The organism is Insolitispirillum peregrinum, assembly GCF_900156605.1.
Classification (GTDB): Bacteria; Pseudomonadota; Alphaproteobacteria; order Rhodospirillales; family Rhodospirillaceae; genus Insolitispirillum; species Insolitispirillum peregrinum.
This window is the reverse complement of record NZ_FTOA01000005.1, coordinates 113,510-131,269: the sequence shown is the minus strand read 5'-3', so window position 1 is coordinate 131,269 and position 17,760 is coordinate 113,510. Positions and strand designations below refer to the sequence as shown.

Sequence of the window (17,760 nt, the reverse complement as noted above, 5' to 3'; positions counted from 1 at the left end):
GGCCGATGTCATTGCTCCTTGATTGTCTGAGCTGGCTGCTGATCCTGACCGGCGGCACGTTCTGCCTGCTGGGCGGCATCGGTCTGCTGCGCATGCCGGACTTTTACACCCGCACCCATGCCGCCAGCCTGCCCGACACCCTGGGGGTGATGGGTATCCTTGGCGGCCTGATCCTGCAAGGGGTCAACGGCGGCCACTGGATGTCGGTGATCAAGCTGTCGCTGATCATCGTCTTTATCCTGTTCACCGGTCCGATTGCCACCCACGCCCTGACCCGCACCGCCCTCAGTCACGGCCATGCTCCCGTTCTGCATGAAAACCGTCTGCCCGAACAGCAGCCGGTCAAAAAAGACTCCAAAGCCGGTCGCAAGCGGGGACGCAAGAAATGATCACCATGGTTACGCTGATCGATCTGGTGCTGTTCACCCTGTTGGGGATCACCGCCATTGCCATGCTGCGCATCCGCGACCTGTTCGCGGTGGTGATGCTGTCGGGCATTTACAGTCTGGTGTCGGCGGTGATCTTCACCGACCTTGACGCGGTGGACGTTGCCTTTACCGAGGCCTCGGTCGGAGCCGGGATTTCGACCATCCTGATGCTCGGTACCCTCGCCCTGACCAGCACCAAAGAAAAAACCCCGCGCCGCCAATCGTGGGGGGCGCTGTTGATCGTGCTGGTCACTGGCGCGGCCCTGATGTATGGCACGGTGGACATGCCCGCCTTTGGCGATGCCGCCTCGCCGATCAACTCGCCGGTCACGGATCGCTACATCACCGCCAGCGGGGAAGAAACCGGCGTGCCCAACATCGTGACCTCGGTGCTGGCCAGCTATCGCGGCTATGACACCATGGGGGAAACGACGGTGATTTTCACCGCCGCCATTGCGGTGCTGATCCTGCTGGGCAGCGCCCGCACCACCGATGCCCCGGTTACGCCCCGCCCTGCCACCACCCGTAGCCTCGAATTGCGCCCGATCCTGCGCGCCGGGGCCAAGCTGTTGATCGGCCCGATCCTGCTGTTTGCCTTTTACGTGCAGTTCCATGGCGACTTTGGCCCCGGAGGCGGCTTTCAGGCCGGGGTGATCTTTGCCGCTGGCGTGATCCTTTATGCGCTGATTTTTGACATGGACCGCGCCCGCGCCCTGTTCCGCCCGGCGGTTACCCGCCCGCTGATTGCCCTCGGAGTACTGATCTATGCCGGAACCGGCATCGCCACCCTGTTCTTTGGCGGCAATTTCCTCGGCTACTCGGCGTTCAACCCCCATCACCCGGCCCACGGGCAGGAACTGGGGATTTTTCTGGTTGAACTCGGCGTTGGCATCACCGTTTCCAACGTGATGATGACCCTGTTCTTCACCTTCTGCGGACGGCGGCGCCCATGAGCTGGACATCCCTGATCGACCACGCCATCGGACACTATAACTATTGGGTTTGTGTGGTCCTGATGATGCTGGGCTTTTACATCGTCATCGCCAGCGGCAACCTGATCAAGAAGATCATCGGCCTGAACCTGTTCCAGACCGCGGTGATCATGTTCTACATCTCGATGGGCAAAATCGACGGTGGCACCGCCCCCATTCTGGTGGACCCGGAAAAAGTCAGCGGGCCGGTGGTCTATACCAACCCGCTGCCCAGCGTGCTGATGCTGACCGCCATCGTGGTCGGTGTCGCCACCAGTGCGCTGGGGCTGGCGCTGGTGGTGCGGATCAAGGAAGCCTATGGCTCGATCGAGGAAGATGAAATCCTCGCCGCCGACCGCGCCAGTGATGCCAAGGAACAGGCCCAGTACGCCGCCAGCGCCGCACAGGCCGCCAAGACCGAAGCCGCCCAGCAAGGACACGCCTGATGCTCCCTGACCTGCCCCTTCATCTTCCGCCCCTGCATCTGGCGGTGCCGCTGATGGCCGCACCGGTCGGGGTCCTGTGGCGTCGTCCGGTTCTGGCGTGGGGCTGGGCTGCCGTGGTGTCGGCGGTTACCCTGCTGATGGCCGTGACAACCCTCGTCACCGTGCTGGGCCATGGCCCGGTTTCCTATGCGGTCGGCAACTGGCCGGCCCCGTGGGGGATCGAACTGAAGCTCGACATCCTGTCGGCGCTGATGCTGGTGCTGATCAACGGCATCGGCCTGCTGACCGTGCTGTATGGTCGCGCCAGCGTGCAGAGCGAAATTCAGGCCAGCCACCAGTACCTTTATTACATCTGCTATCTGCTGGCACTGGCCGGGCTGTCGGGGATGGTGATCACCGGTGATGCCTTTAACCTGTTCGTCTGCCTGGAAATTTCCTCGCTGTCATCCTACGCGCTGATTGCGATGGGCAAGGGCCGCAAGGCGTTGACCGCCGCCTATAACTATCTGGTGCTGGGGACCATCGGCGCGACGTTTTACATCATCGGCGTCGGCATGCTGTACATGGTGACCGGCACCCTCAACATGGCCGACATTGCCCTGCACATGCAGGCCGCGCCGGTCAACCGCACCGAAGTGGTCGCCATCGCCTTTCTGTTGGTCGGCATCGGCCTGAAACTGGCACTGTTTCCGCTGCACAAGTGGTTGCCCAACGCCTATGCCCATGCCCCGACCGCCGTCACCACCTTTCTGGCCTCGACCGCGACCAAGGTGTCGCTGTACATCCTGATCCGGGTGTTCTTCACCGTCCTGAACGGTGCCCCGCTGCTGGCCAGCCATCTGTGGGCGGAAATGCTGGTGCCGTTTGCCATCGCCGGCATGTTCTCGGCCTCGCTGGTGGCGATTTTCCAGACCAACATCAAAAAAATGCTTGCCTATTCTTCGGTGGCCCAGATTGGCTACATGGCGTTGGGGTTGGGCTTTGGCACCGTCAATGGGCTGGCCGCCGGGATCATCCACATGATCAACCATGCGATGATCAAGGGCGCGCTGTTCATGGCCGTTGGCTGCGCCGTCCTGCGCATCGGTACCTCGGCCAGCGGCGCCGTGCGGGTGGAAAGCTGGCAAGGGCTGGGACGGCGGATGCCGTTGACCATGTTTGCCTTTGTGCTGGCTGGTCTCAGCCTGATCGGCGTGCCGCTGACCACCGGCTTCGTCTCCAAGTGGTACCTGATGATGGCGGCCTTTGAAAAAGGCTGGTGGCTGGTGGCGGTGCTGATCGTGCTGTCGTCGTTGCTGGCGGTGGTCTACATCTGGCGGGTGGTCGAAGCCGCCTACCTGCGTCCGGCCCTGCCCGGCAGTGACACCAGCCGTTGCGAAGCCCCGCTGTCGATGCTGCTGCCGCTGTACCTGCTGGTGGCGGCCAATATCTGGTTTGGCATTGATACCCGTTTCACCGTTGATCTGGCTCAGGCGGCAGCCTCGGCCTTGTTCCAGCCGGTCACCGGCCTGAACGGAGGCGCACAATGAGCGACCTGCTGACCACCCTCAACCCGCTGGCGCTGGTGCTGTGCCTTCCGCTGGTCGGTGCCCTGCTGATCGTCCTGTGCCACCGCCGTCCCAACCTGCGCGAAGCCGTGACGCTGGCAACGGCTGCCGCCCTGCTGCTGGCGGTGCTGCACGTTCTGGGCCTGTACGTGCAAGGGGCGCACCCGACCCTGACCCTTGCCCCGATGCTCGGCAGCCTCAGCCTGTCGCTCAACCTCGAGCCGCTGGGGATGCTGTTCATGCTGGTGGCCTCGGCGCTGTGGGTGGTCAACTCGATCTATTCGATTGGCTACATGCGCGCCAACCATGAACAGAACCAGACGCGGTTTTACCTGTGCTTTGCGCTGGCGATTGCTTTTACCATGGGGTTGGCGATGTCGGCCAACCTGCTGACCCTGTTCGTGTTTTACGAGCTGCTGACCCTGTCCACCTACCCGCTGGTCACCCACAGCGGCACCCCGGAAGCCCGCAAGGGAGGCCGGATTTACCTCGGCATCCTGCTCACCTCGTCGATCGGCATGCTGATGCTGGCGATTGTCTGGACCTGGGCCAGCACCGGCACCCTCGACTTCCGCCCCGGCGGCATTCTCGCCGGGCATATCGGCGGCGTGCAGACCGGCCTGCTGCTGATGCTGTTCATGTTCGGCACCGGCAAGGCAGCGCTGATGCCTTTGCACCGCTGGTTGCCCGCCGCGATGGTCGCCCCGACCCCGGTGTCGGCCCTGCTGCACGCGGTGGCGGTGGTCAAGGCCGGGGTGTTCACGGTGGTCAAGGTGGTGGTTTATGTGTTCGGCCCGACCCTGCTGCAATCGCAAGGAGCGGCAACGTGGCTGGTGTGGGTCGCCGGAGCCTCGATCCTGCTGGCCTCGACCATCGCCCTGAAGCAAGACCACCTGAAACGCCGTCTGGCCTATTCGACCATCAGCCAGTTGAGCTATGTCACGCTGGCCGCCGCCATTCTGGCCCCGTTGTCGCTGGTCGGCGCGGCCCTGCACATCGCCGCCCATGCCTTTGGCAAGATCACCCTGTTCTTTGCCGCTGGCGCCATCCATACCGCCGCCCACAAGGATTACGTCAGCCAGTTGAACGGCATCGGGCGGCGGATGCCGTGGACCATGGGGGCCTTTGCCATCGGCGCCCTGTCGATGATCGGCCTTCCGCCCACCGCTGGCTTCCTGTCAAAGTGGTTCATCCTGCAAGGGGCCTGGCAGAGCGGCCTGTGGGGCGTGGTGGTGGTTCTGGCCCTGTCCACCCTCCTCAATGCCGGTTATTTCCTGCCGATCCTCTACCGCGCCTTTTTCAAGGCCGAAGATGCTCCGGCGGCCCATGGGCACCACCATCCCGCCGCCCACGTCCCTGTTCATGACCACGGCGAAGCGCCGTTCCCGATGGTGCTGGCCCTGTGCCTGACCGCCGCCGGGACGCTGGCGCTGTTCCTGTTCCCCGATGGTCCGTTGTCCCTGGCCCAAGCCATGCTCGGAGGCCCCCGATGAGCCAGCGTCCTGCTGCCGACCAGCCACACTGGCTGGTCCGTCCGTCCACCATCCGCCTGCTGTGGGGGGTGTTCCTGCTGGTGCTGGCCGCCACCGTCGCAGCGGATGTCTGGCTGGACGGCCACCATGCCCTGTTTGGTCTGGATGGCACCTTCGGGTTCTTTGCCTGGTACGGCTTTGCCACCTGCGTGGCGATGGTGGTGGTTGCCAAGGGTCTGGGGATCGTGCTGAAGCGGAAGGAAACGTACTATGATTGAGGCCCTGCCGCCGCTGCCGTTCCCTCCCGGCCTGATCCTGATTGCCGGTGGCCTGCTGTTGCCGCTGATCCCGGCGGCCTTGCGCTCTGGCTGGCTGCTGCTGGTGCCCCTGCTGGGGCTGCTGGCGGTGTGGACCATCCCCGATGGCGTGGTGGTATCCACCCACTGGCTCGGCTATGCGCTGGAACCGGTGCAGGGGGACTCCCTGTCCCGCCTGTTCGGCAGCATTTTCAGCATCATGGCCTTTGCCGGGGCGCTGTTCTCGCTGAAACAGACCCGCACCATGGAACTGGCCGCTGCCCTCGCCTATGCCGGGGGCGCGGTCGGGGTGGCCTTTGCTGGCGACCTGCTAACCCTGTTCGCCTTCTGGGAAGTGATGGCCATCGCCTCGGCCACCGTCCTGTGGGCCAACCGCACCACCGGCTCGCAGCGGGCCGGGATGCGCTATCTGATGGTGCATCTGCTGGGGGGCGTGGTGCTGATGGCCGGGATTGCCGCCCACGTCGTGCAAACCGGGTCCATTGACGTGGTCAGCCTGCGCCTTGACACGGCCGCCACCTGGCTGATGGTGATCGGGGTGCTGATCAACGCCGGAGCACCGCCGCTGTCGGCCTGGCTGCCCGATGCCTACCCGGAAGCCTCGTGGTCAGGGACGGTATTCCTGTCGGCCTTTACCACCAAAACCGCCGTCTATGTCCTGCTGCGCTGCTTCCCCGGTAACGAGATCCTGATCTGGGTCGGCCTGTACATGGTGTTCTATGGCATCCTCTATGCGCTGCTGGAAAACGACATGCGGCGCATTCTGGCCTATTCGATCATCAATCAGGTCGGATTCATGGTGGTCGGGGCCGGGATCGGAACACCGCTGGCGATCAACGGCGCGGCCGCCCACGCCTTTGCCCATATCATCTACAAGGGCCTGCTGCTGATGAGCGCCGGAGCGGTGATGTACCGGACCGGCAAGACCAAATGCACCGATCTGGGCGGGCTGTTCCAGTCGATGCCGCTGACCACCCTGTGCGGCATCATCGGCGCACTGGCCATCTCGGCGTTCCCGTGGACCTCGGGCTTTACCACCAAGTCGATGGTCACCGCCGCCGCCGGGCACGAGCACCTGACGCTGGTGTGGTACGCCCTCGAAGCGGCCTCTGCCGGGGTGTTCCTGCACGCGGGCATCAAGTTCCCGTGGTTCGTGTTCTTCCAGAAAGACAGCGGCCTGCGTCCCAAGGACCCGCCGCGTTCGATGCAGGCGGCGATGCTGCTGCTGGCGGCCTTTTGCATCGGTCTGGGGGTCTATCCGCAACCGCTGTATGCCATGCTGCCGTTTGCGGTCGAGTATGTGCCCTATGACCTGCCGCATGTGGTCAAACAGCTTCAGTTGCTGCTGTTTGCCGGTCTGGCATTCTTTGTGCTGTTGCCGATGATGAAACGCACCCTGACCATTACGCTGGATGTGGACTGGTTCTATCGCACCGGCCTGTCGTGGCTGGTCGGTCGGGTCAACCGCTATGGCGGCTGCCTGTGGTCGCTGGCCGAGCAGGGCTTGCGGACCGTCTGGAACCATCTGGTCGGCTCGCTGGAACGGACCCATGGCCCGGCGGGGACGCTGGCACGTACCTGGGCGGTGTCGAGCGCCATGCTGTGGGTGATTGGCCTGCTGGGCTTTTACCTGATCCTGTACTACGTCAACGGATCATAAATGCAGGCCCGTCTGCGCGCCTGGCGTATCCTGTTTGTGGTGGTTGTCAGCCTGCTGGTTGCTCCGGCAGCCCTGTGGCTGACAACCCGCCTGACCGAACAAAGCACCCTCGACGACCTGAACGCCCGCACCACCAGCATTCTTGATCTCTATTCGGCCAATCTTGCCGGACATCTCGAAAAGTTTTCCTCCCTGCCGCAAGTTCTGTCCGAAAGCGCGCAGGTCCGTGCGGTGCTGCAAAACCGCCATGACCGGCAGGCAGTCCTGTACGCCAATGCCCAGCTTGAACGCTTTGCCGCCATGACCGGGGCGCTGGAATGCTATGTAATGGCCCCGGATGGCGAAACGCTGGCCGCCTCGAACTGGGCGCGCAGGGACAGCTTTGTCGGGGAAAACTTTGCCTTTCGCCCCTATTTTCAGGCGGCGATGGCCGGGACAGCAGGCCATTATTACGCTATCGGCACCACCTCGTTGCAGCGGGGCTATTATTTTTCCTATCCGGTGATCGGCCCGTGGGGCATCGAAGGCGTCACGGTGATCAAAAGCAACCCCGAAGACATTGAAAAGGCCTGGTCCGGGGCGGAAGAAAAGATCATCGTCACCGATCCTGACGGGGTGATCTTCATCTCGGGGGTCGAAGACTGGATGTTCCGCACCCTCGCCCCGCTGTCCTCCGAAACACGGCAACGGTTGCAGGATACCCGCCGCTATCCGGGCATCGAGCCATCCCCCCTGCCCATCACCCGCGACAGAACCACCACAGATGGGCACCATATCCTGACCCTGCGCAACGAACAGGCGGAAAACCGGGAACTGGACATTCTGGGGGTCGAGGTCAACACCCCCAGCCATCCCCCTGCTGAAACCCGTTATCTGTTGCTGTCCTCACCGATGCCGCAGGCGGGCTGGACCGTTCACCTGCTGGCCGACCTGACCCCGATGCGCCATCAGGTGATCAAGAACAACGCCATGGTCCTTCTGGGGCTGGCCCTGCTGATGGTGACCGTTTACGCCGTCCTGCAACGGCTGGACTGGTATCGCACCCGCATCATGCTGGAACAAAGCACCTCACGCGCGCTGGCGGCAAAAGAGGAAGCCCTGCGCCACGCCCGTGACCAGCTGGAAGTGCGGGTACGCGAGCGCACGGAAGACCTGTCAAAAGCCAACCAGCGCCTGCGCAGCGAAATCATCGAGCGCATCCGCACCGAAGAACTGCTGAACAGTGCGCAGGATGAACTGGTGCAGGCAGGCAAGCTGGCCGCCATCGGGCAACTGGCGGCAGGCATCACCCACGAGGTCAACCAGCCGCTGGCCGCCCTGCAATCCTATGCCGACAACGCCCGCATCCTGTTGCAACGCAACCGTCTGCCGGATGTGGACGGCAACCTGCAACGCATTCTCGAGATGTGCCACCGGATTGCCGACATTTCAGGGCACCTGAAACGCTTTGCCAGCCGCACCCGGGGCGAAGTCACCACGGTTGCCCTGGCACCGGTGATTGCGATGAGTCTGGAGCTGGTCGGGGCCGGGGGACGCCTGCGCGGGATCAGCATTCACAATGCCATCACCGACGAGCACCTGCTGGTGCAGGCCGAAACCATCCGGCTGGAACAGGTGTTTGTCAACCTGTTCCGCAATGCCATTGATGCCATGCAGGACGGCGATCGCCGCTTGCTGGAGATCACTGCCGAGCCGCGCACGGTCAACGATGAAGCCGGATACGCCATTCTGGTGCGTGACAGCGGCCCCGGCCTGCCCGAGGTACTGGTCAACAAACCGTTCCAGCCATTTTTCTCCACCAAGGGACCGGAACACGGGCTGGGTCTGGGATTGTCGATCTCCCATGGGATCATCGACACGTTTGGTGGTACATTGACCGCCAGCAATGCTCCCCAGGGTGGAGCCCTGTTCACTGTTTGGCTGAAAGCAGTCTCCCTCCATGATGGACCTTAACCAGATCTACTTCATTGACGACGAGCCCCATGTCCGCATGGCCGCCCAACAGACGCTGGAGCTGGCCGACTATGTGGTGCGTGGCTTTGACAGCGCCCATGACGCGCTGAGTGTCCTGAAAGAGTCTGCCAGCAGCTTTCCCGGCATCATCATCACCGATGTCCGCATGCCCGACATGGACGGCATGCGCTTCCTGCCCAGAATTCAGGGGCTGGACCGTGACCTGCCGGTGATCCTGATCACCGGCCACGGCGACATTGCCATGGCGGTGGAGGCCATGCGCAGCGGTGCCTATGACTTCATTGAAAAGCCGTTTTCCGCCGAGCGCCTGTACGAAGCGGTCCGGCGGGCGCTGGACAAGCGGCGGCTGGTGCTGGAAAACCGCCACCTGCGCACCGCGCTGGAAGACAACGGCACCATCGGCCCGATCCTGATCGGCAATACGCTGCCGATGCGGGACCTGCGCCGCCTGATCGGCAGTATTGGCAATACCGATGCCGATGTGCTGATCATGGGTGAAACCGGCACCGGCAAGGAAGTGGTGGCCCGGTCGCTGCATCATGCCAGCCGCCGACGCGACGGGAACTTTGTGGCGGTCAACTGCGGTGCCCTGCCGGAAAGCGTCATCGAAAGCGAACTGTTCGGCCACGAAGCCGGAGCCTTTACCGGTGCCAACCAGCGACGGATCGGCAAGATCGAACACGCCTCAGGCGGCACCCTGTTCCTTGACGAAATCGAAAGCATGCCACTGTCGTTGCAGGTCAAGCTGTTGCGGGTGTTGCAGGAACGCAGCCTTGAACGGCTGGGGTCCAACACCGCCATTCCGCTGAACCTGCGCATTCTGGCGGCCTCGAAGGTCGATCTGCGCAAGGCCAGCGACACGGGTGCCTTTCGCGAAGACCTGTATTACCGCCTGAACGTGATGGTGCTGACCATTCCAGCCCTGCGCGAACGGCTGGAAGACGTGCCAACCCTGTTCCAGCACTTTACCCTTGATGCCGCCAGCCGCCTCGGGCGGGATGCCCCCACCCTGTCCCCTGCCCAACTGGCCCGCCTGATGGCCCACCGCTGGCCCGGCAACGTGCGCGAGCTGCGCAACGTCGCTGAACGCTTTGTCCTGCTGGAAGGCATCGACAGCGCCCTGCCCACCCCCCCCGGTGACGGCCCCGGTGCCACCAGCGGCAGCGCGGGCGGGACGCTGGTCGATCAGGTCAACGCCTTTGAAAAGGCATTGATTGCCCAGGCCCTGCGTCTGAGCAACGGATCGGTCCGTCAGGCGAGCGACGGACTGGGACTGCCGCGCAAGACCTTGCATGACAAGATGCGCAAGCATGGCCTGGAACGGACATCGTTCCTTGATGATGGCGACTAACCGCCACCCCCGAAACGGCAATATGGCGAAATTCCGCCACCTGTTCGCCACATTTTTGCCATTAGTTGCCTTGGAAACTACCATCTCCCCTACCATTTTCACCTTTATGGGTGGGTTGCCGCATCTTGGCATGCTGTGTGCTTTAAGGCTGGAGGAAGATGCAGTGGTCCAACCACACCACTGACAGCCTTCACCCATAAAAAAGACCCACAGGGAGATCGTTCCATGCGTCATCTGTTCAAGGGCCTGCTGGCCGCCACCGCCCTGACCACCGGCCTGCTGGGTGCAGCCGTTACGGCTCAGGCCGCCCCGATGGTGATCAAGTTCTCGCACGTTGTGGCCGAGAACACCCCCAAGGGACTGGGTGCCCAGCACTTCGCCGCCTGCTCGGAGAAAAAGCTCCCCGGCAAGGTGAAGGTCGAAGTGTACCCGAACAGCCAGTTGTTCAATGATGAAAAGGTGATGGAAGTGATGCTGCTGGGCGATGTCCAGTTCGCCGCCCCGTCGCTGTCCAAATTCCAGTCCTACAACCCGGCAATGCAGGTGTTTGACCTGCCGTTCCTGTTCGACGATCTGGCCGCTGTTGACCGTTTCCAGCGTTCCGACGCCGGTCAGGGCCTGCTGAAGTCGATGCAGGACAAGGGCGTGCTGGGTCTTGCCTACTGGCACAACGGCATGAAGCAGCTTTCGGCCAACAAGCCGCTGATGACCCCCGCCGATGCCAAGGGGCTGAAGTTCCGCATTCAGGCCTCTGACGTGCTGTCAGCCCAGTTTGACGCCATCAGCGCCGCCGCGATCAAGAAGCCGTTCTCGGAAGTGTTCACCCTGCTGCAGACCAAGGCGGTCGACGGTACCGAAAACCCGTGGTCGAACACCTACAGCCAGAAGTTCTTTGAAGTGCAGTCAGACATCACCGAAACCGACCACGGCGTGCTGGACTATCTGGTGGTGACCTCGGCCGAATGGTGGAACGACCTGCCGGACGACATCCGTCAGGGCCTGTCGGGCTGCATGGACGAAGCCACCAAGGTTGCCAACGAAGAAGCCCTGAAGATCGCCCTCGCCGACCGCCAAAAGATCATCGACAGCGGCGTCAGCAAGGTACACGCCCTGACCCCGGACCAGCGCGCCGCCTGGCGGGATGCGATGAAGCCGGTGTGGCAGAAGTTTGAAGGTGTGGTTGGCAAGGACCTGCTGGCCTCCGCCGCCAAGGCCAACGCTGCCAAATAAGACGGATGACCAACTGAAGTACCCTGTCCTGCGGGGTGGGGTGCTCCGTCATCTTCACCCATTTTCGCCATCTCCCGGAAAGTGTGGAAGCCACTGGTTTCCCTTTTCCCTGTCGTGAGGGGATATCGTGAAAACCATCCGTCGCTGGCTTAATGGCATCGAAGAAGGGGTGATTTCCCTTCTGATGGTTACCATCACCCTGCTGGTTGTCGCCGAAGTGGTCGCCCGCTTTGTGTTCAACACCGGCATCAACTGGGCGCAGGAAGCCACCTTGCACCTGTCCGCCTGGATGGTGCTGTTCGGGGCCTCCTATGGCGTCAAGGTCGGCTGCCACATTGGCGTCGATGCCTTTGTCCGCCTGCTGCCGCGCCACATCCGTCGCCTTGTGTCCTTTGTCGCCGTCATCGGATCGATCGTCTATTGCGCCCTGTTCTCGTGGGGGGCGTGGTTCTATCTGAAAAAGGTCTACAAGATCGGCATCAAGGTCGATGACCTGCATATTGCCAAATGGCTTGCCCATTCCATCCTGTTGATCGGCCTGATCCTGCTGGGTATCCGCTTTCTGCAACTGGCCTGGCAAATCCTGACCGACAAGGCCGATGGCTTTGCCTTTGCCGATGAAGCCAAGGATGCCATGCATCTGGTCGATACCGACGAGCAGGGGAGCAAGTAACCCATGACCATGGCATTTTTGTTCGTCAGCCTGTTCGTGTTCATGTTCATGGGGATGCCGGTGGCCATCTCTTTGGGCCTGTCGTCGGTGCTGACCATTCTGTTTTTCTCCGGCGACAGTCTGGCGTCGATTTCCCTCAAACTGCTGAGCGCCGTTTCTGAACATTATACTTTGCTGGCCATTCCGTTTTTCATCCTGTCCTCGGCATTCCTGTCGACCGGTGGGGTGGCACGGCGCCTGATCAACTTTGCCATGGCCTGCGTCGGCCATGTCCGGGGTGGCATGGCGATGGCCAGCGTGATGGCCTGCATGCTGTTTGCCGCCGTTTCGGGCTCGTCTCCGGCCACCGTGGCGGCCATCGGCTCGATCGTGATCGCCGGGATGGTCAAGGCCGGTTATCCGAAATCCTTTGCCGCCGGGGTGATCACCAATGCCGGTACGCTGGGAATCCTGATCCCGCCGTCAATCGTGATGCTGGTCTATTCGACTGCCACCGAAGTCTCCGCTGCCCGCATGTTTGCCGCCGGGGTGATTCCGGGGATCGGGATTGGCGTCATTCTGATGATCGCCATCTATATTGTGGCACGGATCAAGAATTTCCCTGCGCAGCCGTTCCCCGGTGTGATGGAACTGATCAGCAGTGGTGCCCGCGCCATGGGCGGTCTGATGCTGATCGTCATCGTGTTGGGAACCATCTATGGCGGTGTTGCCAGCCCCACCGAAGCCGCAGCCATTTCAGCAATCTATGCCTTTTTGATTGCAGTGATCGGTTATCGCGACATCGGCCCGCTGAAGGGGGTCGCCTGGCGCAATCCGGGTGAAAGCCTGCCGGCGGCAGTGGTGCGTAATCTGGTGATGGCGGTGGCGGGGATCTGCAAGGCTCCCTTTGACAAGGAAGTCCGTCACATCGTGCTGGATTCCTCCAAAGTCACCATCATGCTGCTGTTCATCATCGCCAATGCGATGCTGTTCGCCCATGTGCTGACCACCGAGCGCATCCCGTTCGATATTGCCGAAAGCCTGGTCCAGATGGGCCTGCCCGCCTGGGGCTTCCTGATCGCCGTCAACATCCTGCTGCTGCTGGCCGGGAACTTCATGGAACCGTCAGCGATCGTGCTGATCATGGCGCCGATTTTCTTCCCGATCGCCATCAGCCTGGGAATCGATCCGATCCATCTGGGGATCATCATGGTGGTGAACATGGAAATCGGCATGCTGACACCGCCGGTCGGCCTGAACCTGTTCGTGACCGCCGGGATCACTGGCAACTCGATCCTGTGGGTGGTCCGCTCGGTGATGCCGTGGCTGCTGCTGCTGCTGGTCTGCCTGATGGTGGTGACTTATGTCCCGATCATTTCCACCTGGCTCCCGAATTATCTGTTCGGGAAAAGCCTGTAGCCGCAGGGTGTAAAAAGCCCAAAACAATATCGCCGATGGTTCCACGGGTAAGGAAGAACCATCGGCGATCACCGGGCGCGGCAGAGAGAGAGGCTGCGTTCCACCCCCGGCAGATGACCCATGTCATCCGCTGGGGGCTTTTCTTGTCAACGATTAATTTTGTCTGCAACGATCCCCATTGCCCATGGCGGCTTTCCGCCACCCCTGCCCAATGCGATGGCAGGGCCTTACTCTCGCCGTAATTTCATGTAAAATCAGAGCTTAAGAAAACCACATCCGCTCTCTGCATTTTTTTTGAAAGGCACAGCGCCATGTTCCCTCATTTCAAGGCCCTTTTCGCCCCGACCATCGCGGCCCTGATCGCCTTTTCTGCTGCGACTCCGGCGTCTGCCGGCACCCTCAGCCAAAGCTGTCTCGCCGTCGATCGCGTCGCCAAACCACAAGTGACCGTGTACTTTGCCGTCGACAGTGTTGCCATCAGCGCGCAGGACCGCGCCCTGCTGACCAAGGCCGCCTATGACGGCCAGAGTCAGGGCCGTGTCTGTGTCATCGGACAGGCCGACAAGCAAGGCAACACCGCCCACAACATGGCGCTGGCTGCCAAGCGGGCCAATGCGGTTGCCGATATCCTGCGCAGCAACGGCCTGAACAGCGGCCTGCTGGAAGCCGGAGCCCGCGGCGAGGCTTTTAACGATTCCGTGCTGGAAATCCTCGGCTCGCAAAAGCAGGACCGCCGGGTTGATGTCTATTTCATCACCAATGCCGAGCGGTAACCCGCGCCCTGTTCCGCGCAAAAACCTATTCTTTCCCGCCGTCCCCGGGGGGCGAGCCAGCCCGTTTGGTCGGCATCCAGCGGCGCACGTTGACCGGCTTGCCCTTGTGCGAGCGCATCACTTCGGGGCGGATGACGTTTTCCAGGGCCGGGGCGGTACGACCATCGCCCGCCCCCGGCAGATCGCCTTCGGCCAGTGACGAGCCATCCTTGTCATCCGGGCGACGACCGTAATAGGCAACCATGCTGTCAAAGGTGATCTCGGCCCGTGCGCCAGTCGCCAGCGCATCCTGATAGGGCGGATGGCTGACCGTTGTCCGGGTCAGGTAGTCAACCGAATGGGACCCGAACCGCCGCCACAGGCTGTCGAGGAAATGCCGCTGGGTTTGCGGCACCGGCTGGAAATCAATGTTCGGGCGGCCACGCTCGAACGCCCGCCATGTACTCGGTTCGACCGGCCCCAGCGCGGTGGTGACAAACACGCAGGGCATCAGCTTTTGCCCCTGCGAGGCCACACCGTAATAGGCTTGCGCCAGATACAACATGCGTTGCAGCTTTTGTGGCTGCAAATACTCGCCATCTTCGGTGGCGCGATGCAGCAACCAGAACGCAACGTCAAACGGGCTGTCACAAACCGGGGGCTTCATGATGTTCCTGTCAGGCTGAAAACCGTGATAGTCTAAAGCATCCTACACAAAGTGGGCACCGGTTTTCACGCACGCGGTGCGACAAAATACAGGCCAGACCATCGTGCAAGACCAGATCGTGCCTGCCCCGTCATCGCCTTCCCCCGCCCGCCGCTCCCTGCTCCGCCGGTGCCTTGGCTGGGGGGCCGCCACCCTCGGCGGCCTTCTGCTGCTGGTCATTCTGACCATCCTCAGCCTGCCCGTGACCCTGCCCTGGCTTGCCACCCACCGCGTCCCGGACTGGCTGCGGGCCGAGGGCTTGCCGCCGATGACGCTGGAGATCGAGGAAGCGGGCTGGAGCAAGATGACCATCCGCGCGCTGCATCTTGGCTCCGCCCTTCGTATCGACCGTCTGTCGCTGTCGATGAATCCGCTGGCCCGCTCGTTCGGGCGGTTGCAGATATCCGGCCTGTCGCTGGCCATTCAGCAGGACGGGCAGGGCAACTGGAGGATCCCCGACCTTTACCCCCTGCCCTCGCTATTGGCGGTCCCCGCCGAAGCGGTCCCGACATGGCAGGAGCTGGCGCTGGCCCTTGGCCCGTCGCTGGCGCTGGTGTTCGAGATCGACAGCAGCACCATCACCGTCACCACGCCGCAGGCCACCACCACCCTCAGCCTTGACAACGCCACCCTCAGCGGCCCGTTGCTGGGCGACCTCAGCGGGCATATCAGCCTGCGCGGGCAGACGACCCTGCACGGGCAGGAGCACGCCCCGCTGACTGCCCGGATCGACAGCGACTGGCAAGCCGGGCGCAGCACCCTGACTCTGGAAAATCCCGTTGCCTCACTGTCGGTTGACGGTCCGCTGCACTGGCAGGACATCGACATTCCGGCTGGCTCGGAATGGGTGGTCACCGCCAACGATGCCAGCGCGACGGCACTGACCATTGCCTTCCCCCCCAGCCTGATTCCGCCCTTTTCACCCCCGACCGACGACGAAGTGTTCAGGATCATCCCGTCGCTGATTCTGGTGTCGCCATCGGTTGATATCGGCCTGCCATCAGGCAATCATCTGAAAAGCAGTTATGACGGCATCACCATCGGCGGCAGCCTGTCCCTTGGTGCGGATGCCAGCCTGAGCGAAGTGGCCCTGACCGGATCGTTGCGCGACGGTACACTGTCGGTCGGTGGGCTGGTGGTCGATCAGCTACAAAGCGACCTGACCCGCCAGAATGGTCATCTGGAACTGGCTCTGGGGGCCAGCATCCTGACCCTGCCCGGCGAACCGCCACTATCGGCAGGAAGCGTGGCACAGGGCGTGCCGCAAAAACCGCTGCGCCTGAAGCTGACCGCCCATCAACAGAATGACGATCCGGCCACCGCAGACTCCCCCCTGCCGCCGATGGCCTTTACCATGCAGATCACCACCGCACAGGGACAGGAACTGCTGCATGCCGAAGGCAGCCATGACGTGCTGCTCGGCAAGGGAGACGCCACGGTCCGGTTGCCGCCGCTGACCTTTGCACAGGATGGCCTGCAGCCAGGCCACCTGCATCGCGCCCTGCTGGGAACGCTGACCAGCGTCAGCGGCCAGATCAGTGGGCGAGGGAACGTGCGCTGGGCAGCAGGCCATCTGACCCCGGCGATCACCATCACCCTGAAGGATGTCGGCGTCAGTCGTGGATTTCTGAATATGCGCGGGATCAACGGCTCACTGCGCCTGAACGCCTTCTGGCCGCCACTGACCCCGGACGGGCAACGGATCACCGTGGCCGCCATCGATGCCGGTCTGCCGCTGACCGATGGCGTGATTGATTTTCATCTGGATGGGCGCGGCAACATTGTCACCGAAAAGGCCTCGCTGACGCTGGCACGCGGGGCGCTGGAAACCAGCAACATCACCCTGCCGCTCGAACGGGCAGAAGGGCTGATTCCCTTGCGGGTCCACAACATGAGCCTGCGCACCCTCAGCCGCTATAGCCAGCTTGACGGGCTGGAACTGTCCGGCTCGGTCAGCGGGACGCTGCCCTTGATGCTGAACGACGCCGACATCCTGATTACCGATGGCTTGCTGGAAGCAGATCGCCCCGGCACCCTGCGCTATCGCCCGCCGGATGGCATCGCCGGCCTTGGCACGGACAACATGGGCATGGAACTGTTGCTGACGGCGCTGAATGACTTTCGCTACAAGGCCCTGCGCCTGAGCGTCAATGGCTCGGCGGCGGGAGAACTGGCGCTGGGTCTGCACATCGCCGGAGCCAACCCGACCCTGTACGATGGCTATCCGCTGGAATTCAACCTGTCGATCAGTGGTGGTTTAAGCAACCTGATCGCCAGCACGGTCGAAAACAGTACGGTTCCCGAGCGCCTGCGCAAACGCCTGGAGCAACAGATGGCCCCCGCCACCGCGCCTAAAAAGCCCGCCGCAAAGGCGCCAAGGTAGCCTGTGCCGAAAACACCAGCGCAGCAACCGCCAGACGGTCGAGACAGGCCGCCGCATCGCCAGCTGCCAACCGCAGACGGTCAAGGTGATCGGGATGCGGCAGGGCATGGTCATCCCCGGCCAGCAGCAGCAATCCCCAGACGGTGCCCTCATTGCCGACCACCGCCATCGATGCCACCGGCCGCAAGGCACTGGCCCGTTCGGCGGACGGGAATCCAATCCCGATCCGCCCGCCGAGGTAATCCATTCCCACCGACGAAAACAACAGTGATGCGGCTGGCTGCCCGCAATCCCGCGCCAGCCCGGCACACAGGGCGCTCAATTCAGTCATGGTCTGCTGAACCGGCAATGCTGACGTCACCATGATCGCCTCACTTTCCAAGGCATCGAACGACAATGCCACACCAGAAAACAGGCGATCACCGTACCGAGAGAACCCTGAACGGATGCTG

General features: G+C 62.5%; 16 protein-coding genes. 14 read left to right on the top strand and 2 right to left on the bottom strand.

Annotated elements, in window-relative coordinates:
• Positions 1 to 5 precede the first annotated feature (5 nt).
• The 13 genes from mnhG to BW995_RS13985 all read left to right on the top strand — a co-directional run bounded on the left by mnhG (position 6) and on the right by BW995_RS13985 (position 14,240).
• The gene (mnhG, locus tag BW995_RS14045) at positions 6 to 389 is read left to right on the top strand and encodes a monovalent cation/H(+) antiporter subunit G (protein WP_076401050.1); all 384 of its coding nucleotides are present in this window, start codon (positions 6 to 8) and stop codon (positions 387 to 389) included.
• Positions 386 to 1,381: a DUF4040 domain-containing protein gene (locus BW995_RS14040; RefSeq protein ID WP_217696097.1), complete on the top strand. Its 996-nt coding sequence runs from the start codon at positions 386 to 388 to the stop codon at positions 1,379 to 1,381. Before mnhG ends, BW995_RS14040 begins: the two co-directional genes overlap by 4 nt.
• Positions 1,378 to 1,845 (top strand): cation:proton antiporter subunit C, encoded by a 468-nt coding sequence (locus tag BW995_RS14035; RefSeq protein WP_076401049.1) that lies wholly within the window; start codon positions 1,378 to 1,380, stop codon positions 1,843 to 1,845. Before BW995_RS14040 ends, BW995_RS14035 begins: the two co-directional genes overlap by 4 nt.
• Positions 1,845 to 3,374: a monovalent cation/H+ antiporter subunit D family protein gene (locus tag BW995_RS14030; protein ID WP_076401048.1), complete on the top strand. Its 1,530-nt coding sequence runs from the start codon at positions 1,845 to 1,847 to the stop codon at positions 3,372 to 3,374. The genes BW995_RS14035 and BW995_RS14030 overlap by 1 nt, the downstream gene beginning before the upstream one ends.
• Positions 3,371 to 4,885, top strand: a complete 1,515-nt coding sequence (locus BW995_RS14025) for a proton-conducting transporter transmembrane domain-containing protein (RefSeq protein ID WP_076401047.1) — start codon at positions 3,371 to 3,373, stop codon at positions 4,883 to 4,885. Before BW995_RS14030 ends, BW995_RS14025 begins: the two co-directional genes overlap by 4 nt.
• Entirely contained in the window at positions 4,882 to 5,142 is a 261-nt protein-coding gene (locus BW995_RS14020; RefSeq protein WP_076401046.1) for a hypothetical protein, read from the top strand. The genes BW995_RS14025 and BW995_RS14020 overlap by 4 nt, the downstream gene beginning before the upstream one ends.
• Entirely contained in the window at positions 5,135 to 6,841 is a 1,707-nt protein-coding gene (locus BW995_RS14015) for a Na(+)/H(+) antiporter subunit D (protein WP_076401045.1), read from the top strand. The genes BW995_RS14020 and BW995_RS14015 overlap by 8 nt, the downstream gene beginning before the upstream one ends.
• Positions 6,842 to 8,794 carry a sensor histidine kinase gene (locus BW995_RS14010; RefSeq protein ID WP_076401044.1) on the top strand — a complete coding sequence of 651 codons (1,953 nt, stop codon included), beginning with the start codon at positions 6,842 to 6,844 and terminating at the stop codon, positions 8,792 to 8,794.
• Positions 8,781 to 10,166, top strand: a complete 1,386-nt coding sequence (locus BW995_RS14005) for a sigma-54-dependent transcriptional regulator (RefSeq protein WP_076401043.1) — start codon at positions 8,781 to 8,783, stop codon at positions 10,164 to 10,166. The genes BW995_RS14010 and BW995_RS14005 overlap by 14 nt, the downstream gene beginning before the upstream one ends.
• Positions 10,167 to 10,391: 225 nt before the next feature.
• Positions 10,392 to 11,396: a TRAP transporter substrate-binding protein gene (locus BW995_RS14000; protein ID WP_076401042.1), complete on the top strand. Its 1,005-nt coding sequence runs from the start codon at positions 10,392 to 10,394 to the stop codon at positions 11,394 to 11,396.
• A gap of 127 nt (positions 11,397 to 11,523) precedes the next feature.
• Positions 11,524 to 12,069 (top strand): TRAP transporter small permease, encoded by a 546-nt coding sequence (locus BW995_RS13995; protein ID WP_217696096.1) that lies wholly within the window; start codon positions 11,524 to 11,526, stop codon positions 12,067 to 12,069.
• 3 nt (positions 12,070 to 12,072) lie between these two features.
• Positions 12,073 to 13,467 (top strand): TRAP transporter large permease, encoded by a 1,395-nt coding sequence (locus tag BW995_RS13990; RefSeq protein ID WP_076401041.1) that lies wholly within the window; start codon positions 12,073 to 12,075, stop codon positions 13,465 to 13,467.
• A gap of 311 nt (positions 13,468 to 13,778) precedes the next feature.
• Positions 13,779 to 14,240, top strand: a complete 462-nt coding sequence (locus BW995_RS13985; RefSeq protein ID WP_076401040.1) for an OmpA family protein — start codon at positions 13,779 to 13,781, stop codon at positions 14,238 to 14,240.
• A 25-nt stretch (positions 14,241 to 14,265) separates the two neighbouring features.
• On the opposite strand, the gene BW995_RS13980 is transcribed toward BW995_RS13985, so the two are convergent.
• The gene (locus tag BW995_RS13980) at positions 14,266 to 14,886 is read right to left on the bottom strand and encodes a Panacea domain-containing protein (RefSeq protein WP_076401039.1); all 621 of its coding nucleotides are present in this window, start codon (positions 14,884 to 14,886) and stop codon (positions 14,266 to 14,268) included.
• Positions 14,887 to 14,989: 103 nt separating this feature from the next.
• On the opposite strand from BW995_RS13980, the gene BW995_RS13975 reads away from it, so the two are divergent.
• Positions 14,990 to 17,308 carry an intermembrane phospholipid transport protein YdbH family protein gene (locus tag BW995_RS13975; protein WP_076401038.1) on the top strand — a complete coding sequence of 773 codons (2,319 nt, stop codon included), beginning with the start codon at positions 14,990 to 14,992 and terminating at the stop codon, positions 17,306 to 17,308.
• On the opposite strand, the gene BW995_RS13970 is transcribed toward BW995_RS13975, so the two are convergent.
• Positions 17,277 to 17,672, bottom strand: coding sequence for a hypothetical protein (locus BW995_RS13970; RefSeq protein WP_139332924.1), 396 nt, complete (start codon positions 17,670 to 17,672; stop codon positions 17,277 to 17,279). The genes BW995_RS13975 and BW995_RS13970 overlap by 32 nt on opposite strands.
• Positions 17,673 to 17,760: the final 88 nt, after the last annotated feature.

What these genes read in the sequence shown, in the direction of transcription:
- mnhG (WP_076401050.1), top strand. Translation starts at nt 6, where the DNA reads ATGTCATTGCTCCTTGATTGTCTGAGCTGGCTGCTGATCCTGACCGGC.
- BW995_RS14040 (WP_217696097.1), top strand. Translation starts at nt 386, where the DNA reads ATGATCACCATGGTTACGCTGATCGATCTGGTGCTGTTCACCCTGTTG.
- BW995_RS14035 (WP_076401049.1), top strand. Translation starts at nt 1,378, where the DNA reads ATGAGCTGGACATCCCTGATCGACCACGCCATCGGACACTATAACTAT.
- BW995_RS14030 (WP_076401048.1), top strand. Translation starts at nt 1,845, where the DNA reads ATGCTCCCTGACCTGCCCCTTCATCTTCCGCCCCTGCATCTGGCGGTG.
- BW995_RS14025 (WP_076401047.1), top strand. Translation starts at nt 3,371, where the DNA reads ATGAGCGACCTGCTGACCACCCTCAACCCGCTGGCGCTGGTGCTGTGC.
- BW995_RS14020 (WP_076401046.1), top strand. Translation starts at nt 4,882, where the DNA reads ATGAGCCAGCGTCCTGCTGCCGACCAGCCACACTGGCTGGTCCGTCCG.
- BW995_RS14015 (WP_076401045.1), top strand. Translation starts at nt 5,135, where the DNA reads ATGATTGAGGCCCTGCCGCCGCTGCCGTTCCCTCCCGGCCTGATCCTG.
- BW995_RS14010 (WP_076401044.1), top strand. Translation starts at nt 6,842, where the DNA reads ATGCAGGCCCGTCTGCGCGCCTGGCGTATCCTGTTTGTGGTGGTTGTC.
- BW995_RS14005 (WP_076401043.1), top strand. Translation starts at nt 8,781, where the DNA reads ATGATGGACCTTAACCAGATCTACTTCATTGACGACGAGCCCCATGTC.
- BW995_RS14000 (WP_076401042.1), top strand. Translation starts at nt 10,392, where the DNA reads ATGCGTCATCTGTTCAAGGGCCTGCTGGCCGCCACCGCCCTGACCACC.
- BW995_RS13990 (WP_076401041.1), top strand. Translation starts at nt 12,073, where the DNA reads ATGACCATGGCATTTTTGTTCGTCAGCCTGTTCGTGTTCATGTTCATG.
- BW995_RS13985 (WP_076401040.1), top strand. Translation starts at nt 13,779, where the DNA reads ATGTTCCCTCATTTCAAGGCCCTTTTCGCCCCGACCATCGCGGCCCTG.
- BW995_RS13980 (WP_076401039.1), bottom strand. Translation starts at nt 14,886, where the DNA reads ATGAAGCCCCCGGTTTGTGACAGCCCGTTTGACGTTGCGTTCTGGTTG.
- BW995_RS13970 (WP_139332924.1), bottom strand. Translation starts at nt 17,672, where the DNA reads ATGGTGACGTCAGCATTGCCGGTTCAGCAGACCATGACTGAATTGAGC.